The organism is Amycolatopsis silviterrae (genome assembly GCF_042684085.1).
Lineage (GTDB): Bacteria > Actinomycetota > Actinomycetes > Mycobacteriales > Pseudonocardiaceae > Amycolatopsis > Amycolatopsis silviterrae.
In genome coordinates this window covers 179438-185943 of sequence record NZ_JBHUKS010000040.1, presented here as the reverse complement: position 1 = coordinate 185943, position 6506 = coordinate 179438, and the positions used below count along the sequence as shown (strand labels likewise).

At 69.1% G+C, this 6506-nt stretch carries 6 protein-coding genes; 3 read left to right on the top strand and 3 right to left on the bottom strand.

Annotated elements, in window-relative coordinates:
* Nucleotides 1-344: 344 nt before the first annotated feature.
* Nucleotides 345-1388 carry a ferrochelatase gene (locus tag ACFSVL_RS45475; protein ID WP_378314217.1) on the bottom strand — a complete coding sequence of 348 codons (1044 nt, stop codon included), beginning with the start codon at nt 1386-1388 and terminating at the stop codon, nt 345-347.
* 86 nt (nt 1389-1474) lie between these two features.
* Here ACFSVL_RS45475 and ACFSVL_RS45470 point away from each other — a divergent pair, with 86 nt between their 5' ends.
* Nucleotides 1475-2059, top strand: coding sequence for a TetR/AcrR family transcriptional regulator (locus tag ACFSVL_RS45470; RefSeq protein ID WP_378314204.1), 585 nt, complete (start codon nt 1475-1477; stop codon nt 2057-2059).
* 220 nt (nt 2060-2279) lie between these two features.
* Nucleotides 2280-3449 carry a Cmx/CmrA family chloramphenicol efflux MFS transporter gene (locus tag ACFSVL_RS45465; protein WP_378314203.1) on the top strand — a complete coding sequence of 390 codons (1170 nt, stop codon included), beginning with the start codon at nt 2280-2282 and terminating at the stop codon, nt 3447-3449.
* Between the two features lie 52 nt (nt 3450-3501).
* Here ACFSVL_RS45465 and fabI read toward each other — a convergent pair whose 3' ends face one another.
* Both fabI and fabG read right to left on the bottom strand, forming a co-directional pair.
* Nucleotides 3502-4269 carry an enoyl-ACP reductase FabI gene (gene fabI, locus ACFSVL_RS45460; RefSeq protein WP_378314202.1) on the bottom strand — a complete coding sequence of 256 codons (768 nt, stop codon included), beginning with the start codon at nt 4267-4269 and terminating at the stop codon, nt 3502-3504.
* 41 nt (nt 4270-4310) lie between these two features.
* Nucleotides 4311-5015, bottom strand: coding sequence for a 3-oxoacyl-ACP reductase FabG (fabG, locus tag ACFSVL_RS45455; RefSeq protein WP_378314200.1), 705 nt, complete (start codon nt 5013-5015; stop codon nt 4311-4313).
* 167 nt (nt 5016-5182) lie between these two features.
* Between fabG and ACFSVL_RS45450 the strand changes: the two genes are divergently transcribed.
* A complete protein-coding gene (locus ACFSVL_RS45450; RefSeq protein ID WP_378314198.1) occupies nt 5183-6505 on the top strand; it encodes an MFS transporter in 1323 nt (440 codons plus the stop codon).
* Nucleotide 6506 lies beyond the last annotated feature (1 nt).

Below are 6506 nucleotides of genomic sequence, written 5' to 3'. Positions count from 1 at the left end.
AATTACCACACCCCGTCAACCCGCCAAGACCAGCACAAACCAAGATGAAAAACGCCCATTGGGGCGATAGCCCAGGCCGAAGGAGCTGACCAGCGCCGGTGCCACTCATGGCGAGTCCGCGGGTCGGCGGGTCGGCGGGCTTGGGTAGTCCGTGAGGGGAACCCTCACGGACTCTGATTCCCTCAGGGTTCCCCTCACGGACCTTCGGAAATGGCCGTTCGGGCATCAATCGGGCACTTCGGCAACTCTGACGTCCTTTGTGGATGGTCCGGCAGGCGTGCGGCCACGCCGCTTACCTCCCCTGACATGGAATCCAAGTCCGTGAAGGACTCCTTCACGGAACGTCAGCGGGTGGGGCGGCGCGGCGGTTCGCAACAGCCGACCGCACACGAGGTGCCATTGACCGTGCACCCAGCAGCAGGAAACGCCGAAAGCTTCCGCACCGGAGCGTCTTCCAGGTGTTCGCGGACCAGTTCCACGACCATCTCCGCAAACCGAGGATCCACATCCGGAGTAGCGGCGCGAGCAAAAGCCATGCCGTGCTCAGCAGCCCGGTCGGCAGCCTCGTTGTCCAGATCCCAGATCACTTCCAGGTGGTCCGCGACAAACCCGATCGGGCTGACCACCACCGCCTCCACCCCCTGCGCATGCAATGCGTCGATGTGGTCGACGATGTCCGGCTCCAGCCAAGGAATCTGCGGCGGCCCCGACCGGGACTGCCAAACCACGTCGTACTCAGCAATCCCAGCCTCAGCGGCCACGAGGCGAGCGGCTTCGGCGATCTGACTCGAGTACCGCCGGCCGCCTTCCTCGGGCGGGCCGGAGGCCAGGTCAGCGCTTTCCGGGATCGAGTGGGCGGTGAAAACCGTACGGGCACCGGCCCCGTCGCCGAGTTTCGCGTGCGCGGCGCGGACTGCGTCGGCGATCGCCGCGATAAACAACGGATGATCGAAGAACTGACGCAGCTTCACCAGCTCCGGCGCGTCGTCCCCGACCGCAGCCCGGGCACGCTCGATGTCCTCGTCATACTGCCGGCAGGCGGAATACCCGCCGTAAGCGCTCGTAGGAAACACCAACGCACGGCGAACGCCCGCGTCCTTCATCCCGGCCAGCGTGTCCTCGACCATCGGCCGCCAGTTCCGGTTCCCGAAGTGCACCGGCAGCTCGATGCTCTCGACCGCCAGCTGCTTCTCGACCGCCGCGATCGCCGCGCGGTTGAGCCGGTTGATCGGCGAGACCCCGCCGAAGTGCTGGTAGTGCTCGGCGACCTCGAGCAGCCGCTCGCGCGGCACGCCCCGGCCCCTGGTGACGTTCTCCAGGAACGGCATCACCTCGTCAGGCCCCTCCGGACCGCCGAACGAAAGCCATAGCAACGCGTCGTAACCCACGGTGCTCATCCTGCCCCTGTGGCGCTCCGCACGCCTCGGCGGCCTCGTTGTGTATCGCCCTGTCCAAAATGTGTTAGCGTACGAGCATGCCGAGGCCACGCGAGTTCGACGAGACCGAAGCGCTCGAAGGCGCGATGAACGCGTTCTGGGCGCGGGGGTACGAGTCGACCTCGACCGAGGAGCTGTGCGCCGCCACCGGGCTGGGGCGCAGCAGCATCTACAACACGTTCTCCAGCAAGCACGAGCTGTTCCGGCGCGTGCTCGACCACTACACCCACCGCGGGGTCCGCCTCCGCGCGACGCTGCTGGACGACGCCCCGGACGGCCTCGGCGCCATCCGGCTGCTCCTCGACTCGACCATCGACGACGAACTCGAGAACGGCCGGCGCGGCTGCCTAATGGTGAACGCCATCGCCGAGTTCGGCACCAGCGATCCGGAGGTCGCGGCGCAGGTCAACGCGGACACCGAAGCGCATCTGTCGGCGCTGGTCCACTTCGCCCGCACGGGACAGGCGGACGGGAGCGTCACCCGCGACCGCGACGCGGGCGACATCGCGAACTTCGTCCACGCCACCATTTCCGGGCTTCGGACGATGTCCCGGCGGGGAGCCGAACGCGAAGCGCTGACGTCGGTGGCGGAGATCGCGCTGAGCGCGGTCGCCCGGCGCTGACCATCCGCACGCGGCACCAAAGCCGGTTTTGAGCTGCCCGCACCGAGTTCCGCCCACAACTGACCCGCGACGGCAACCACCCGTCGGCGGTCGAACCCCAGCCTGAGGCCACCGCAGTCCTCATCACCCGGCCCGCGCGGCGCCAACGGCGACGCGGCGCGAGCCTGCCTAGAAGTCCGCCCTTGTTTTGTACTGCTGGTTTCAGAAAGAGAGAATTCCCGTGCCCCTCGCCGTCTTCGTGCTCGGGCTCAGCATTTTCGCGCTGGGCACCTCCGAGTTCATGATCACCGGGCTGCTCCCCGGAATGGCCGCCGACCTCGGGGTCAGCATTCCGGACGCGGGGCTGCTGATCTCCGCCTTCGCCGTCGGCATGGTCGTCGGCGCGCCGTTGCTCGCCGTCGGCACGATCCGGCTTCCGCGGCGGACCACACTGCTCGGGCTGCTCGTCGTGTTCAGCGCGGCGCACGTCATCGGCGCGGTCTCCGACGGTTACGGCGTCCTTTTCGCGACCCGCGTCGTGAGCGCGCTCGCCTGCGCCGGGTTCTGGGCCGTCGCCGCTTCGACCACTGTTAACCTCGTCCCGGAGGCGAAGCGCGGACAAGCACTCGCGGTGCTGGTCGGCGGGCTGACCGTCGCGAATGTGGTCGGGGTGCCGGCGGGCACGCTCCTCGGGCAGCACGCAGGCTGGCGGAGTGCGTTCTGGGCGGTCGCCGCGCTGAGCGTCGTCGCCGCGATCGCAGTCCTGGCGGCGGTTCCGCGCACCACCACGGAAACCGAAGCGCCGCGGATCGCTGAGGAGCTGAAAGTGTTCCGCCGCAGCCGGTTGTGGCTCGCGCTCGGCGTGATCGCGTTGCTGCAGGCGATGGTTTTCGCGACGTTCAGCTACCTCGCTCCCCTGCTGGTCTCCGTCGCCGGGCTGCCCGAATCCGGGGTGCCGGTGGTGCTGGCGCTGTTCGGCGGCGGCGCGGTGATCGGGATTTTCGCCGGCGGCAAACTCGCGGACACGCATCCGTTCGCGACCCTTTACGGCAGCCTCGGCATCGCGGTCGCGGCGCTCGTCGCGCTGGCCTTCGCCACCAACGCCGTCGTCGCGGTCACCGCAGTGCTCGTCCTCGGCGCGGCCGGGTTCGCCGCGAATCCCGCGCTCAACGTGCGGGCTTACGCGGTCGCGGGCGGCAGTTCAACGCTTGTCGGCGCGAGCACGACGTCGGCGTTCAACGTCGGGAACACGGTCGGCCCGTGGCTCGGCGGTACGACGATCAGCGCGGGGCTGGGCTTCTCCAGCGTGGCGTGGGTCAGCGTGGCGCTCGGCGCGCTCGCGCTGGCGGCCCTCACGTTCGCGCTCCGGCTGCACCAGCGCGACGCCGCGCCCCAGCTCGTCAACGCCTGAAAAGACGATGGCCCCGCGGGAATGTTCCCGCGGGGCCATCGGCAAGACCAGCTCAGATCCCGAGCGCGTGCACGCCGCCGTCGACCATGATCATCGAACCGGTGGTGGCCGGCATCCAGTCGGACAGCGCGACGCAGACCGTCTTCGCGGTCGGCTCCGGGTCGGCGGAGTCCCAGCCGAGCGGCGCGCGGCCGTCCCAGCCGCTTTCGAGTTCGCCGAAGCCCGGGATGGATTTCGCGGCCATCGTCTTCATCGGACCGGCGCTGACCAGGTTGACCCGGATGCCCTGCGGGCCGAGTTCCTTGGCCAGGTACCGGTTCACCGACTCCAGCGCGGCCTTCGCGACGCCCATCCAGTTGTAGACCGGCCACGCGACGCGCGCGTCGAAGTCCATGCCGACGATCGAGGCGCCGCGGCCGAGCAGCGGCAGCGTCGCGACGGTGAGCGCCTTGAACGAGAACGCCGAGACGTCCACCGCGACCTTCACGTCGTCGCTGGGAGCGTCGAGGAAGGGCGCGCCGAGGCAGCTCTGCGGCGCGAAGCCGATCGAGTGCAGGACGCCGTCGAGACCGTCGACGTGCTCGCGGACGCGGTCGGCGAGCGAGTCGAGGTGCTCCTGGTTGGTGACGTCCAGTTCCAGCACCGGGGCGGGCTCGGGCAGCCGCTTGGCGATGCGCTCCACCAGCGACAGCCGTCCGAAGCCGGTGAGCACGACCTTCGCGCCCTCCTGCTGGGCGATGCGGGCCGCGTGGAACGCGAGCGAGGCGTCGGTGATGACGCCGGTGATCAGCAGCCGCTTGCCTTCGAGCAATCCGGGCAACGCGTCCTCCAGGTCGTGGGTTCTTATCCGGGGAAAGAGAATCAGTGGCCGAGGCCGAGGCCGCCGTCGACGGGCAGCACCGCGCCGTTGACGTAGCCCGCCTCGTCCGAGGACAGGTACCGCACCGCGGCGGCGATCTCGGCCGGTTCGGCGTAGCGGCCGGACGGGACGCTGGCGAGGATCTCCTTGCGCCGGTCCTCGGGCAGCGCGTCGGTCATGTCGGTGTGCACGAAACCGGGCGCGACGACGTTCGCGGTGATGTTGCGCGACCCCAGCTCCCGCGCGAGCGAGCGCGCGAAGCCGACCAGACCGGCCTTGGAGGCGGCGTAGTTCGCCTGCCCGGCCGAGCCGGAAAGGCCCACCACGGACGAAATGAACACGAACCGGCCCCAGCGGGCGCGCAGCATGCCGCGCGAGGCCCGCTTGGCCACGCGGAACGCCCCGGTGAGGTTCGCGTTCACCACGCGCTCGAACTGCTCCTCCGACATCCGCATCAGCAGGGTGTCGTCGGTGAGCCCGGCGTTGGACACCAGGACCTCGACCGGTCCCTGGTGCTCCTCCACGAGCTTGAAGGCCGCGTCCACCTGCTCGACGTCGGTGACGTCGGCCTGCACGCCGAAAAGCCCCTCCGGCGCGCCGGACCCGCGGTGCGTCACCGCGACCCGGTGGCCCTGCTCCGCGAGGTCGCGGGCGATCGCCAGCCCGATGCCCCGGTTGCCGCCGGTGACCAAGACCGACCGTCCCACTGCGTTCTCCTCGTCGTCTTCGCGATTGCGCCCGCTTGAGGCTATCGGCTGCGCTGACCGGCGGCGCACCCGGCACTCCCGTCCTAAGCGACGGTAAGGAACCGCCTCCCGACCTTGAGGGTTACTGCCCGGTTGGTCACCGTGAGTCGCGACACAGGAGGTCAAGGATGACTACCCGGATCCAGGACGCCGGCTCGGCATCGAGCGAGCGGCGCGTGGTCGGCAACGTGCTGCGCGGCTCGATCGGAAACCTCGTCGAGTGGTACGACTGGTACGCCTACTCGGCGTTCACCGTCTACTTCGCGAAGGCGTTCTTCCCCGGCGGCGATGCCACGGCGCAGTTCCTCAACACCGCGGCGGTGTTCGCCGTCGGATTCCTCATGCGGCCGCTCGGCGGCTGGCTGCTCGGCCGTTTCGCCGACCGGTACGGACGGCGCTCCGCGCTCGTGCTCTCGGTTTCGATGATGGCCTGCGGCTCGCTGCTCATCGCGGTGACGCCCGGCTACACGACGATCGGCATCGCGGCCCCGATCCTGCTGGTGTTTTCCCGGCTGCTGCAAGGGCTTTCGGTCGGCGGCGAGTACTCCACCTCGGCGACGTACCTGTCCGAGGTGGCCACTCCCGGCAAGCGCGGGTTCTACTCCAGCTTCCAGTACGTGACCCTCGTCGGCGGGCAGCTGCTCGCGCTGGGCCTGCAGCTGATCCTGCAGAGCGTGCTCAGCGACAAGCAGATGGGCGACTGGGGCTGGCGGATCGCGTTCGTGGTCGGCGCGCTCGCGGCGGTGATCGTGATGGCGCTGCGGCGGTCGATGGACGAGTCGGAGAGCTACCAGCGGGTCACCGAGAGCGCGGAGACCAGCAAGGGCGAACGCGGCACGCTGCGCCAGCTCGTGAAGTACCCGCGCGAGATCCTGCTCGTCGTCGGGCTGACGCTCGGCGGCACGGTCGCGTTCTACACCTACGCCACCTACACGCAGAAGTTCCTGGAGAACACCGCGCACATCCCGCGCCGCACGGTCACCGTGATCATGTTCCTGGCGCTGCTGGTGTTCGCGATCCTGCAGCCGCTGGCCGGGCGGCTGTCGGACAAGATCGGCCGCCGGAAGCTGCTGATGTTCTTCGGCATCGCGGGCACCCTGCTGACCGTGCCGATCATGACCCTGATGGCGCGCACCAGCCAGCCGTTCCTCGCGTTCCTGCTGCTGCTCGGCGCGCTGGTGATCGTGACCGGCTACACCTCGATCAACGCGATCGTGAAGGCCGAGCTGTTCCCGACGCGGATCCGCGCGATCGGCGTCGGCCTGCCGTACGCGCTCACCGTCGCGATCTTCGGCGGCACCGCGGAGCTGATCGCGCAGGCGCTGAAGAAGGCAGGTCACGAATCGCTCTTCTTCTGGTATGTCGCGGGTTGCGTCCTCGTGTCGCTCGTCGTGTACGCGACAATGCGGGAAACTTCGCGTTCGTCCGCCCTCGAACGCGGCGAGGACTGAT

Excerpts from the sequence above, each read along its gene's own strand:
- ACFSVL_RS45470 (WP_378314204.1), top strand. The coding sequence starts at position 1,475 with ATGCCGAGGCCACGCGAGTTCGACGAGACCGAAGCGCTCGAAGGCGCG.
- ACFSVL_RS45450 (WP_378314198.1), top strand. The coding sequence starts at position 5,183 with ATGACTACCCGGATCCAGGACGCCGGCTCGGCATCGAGCGAGCGGCGC.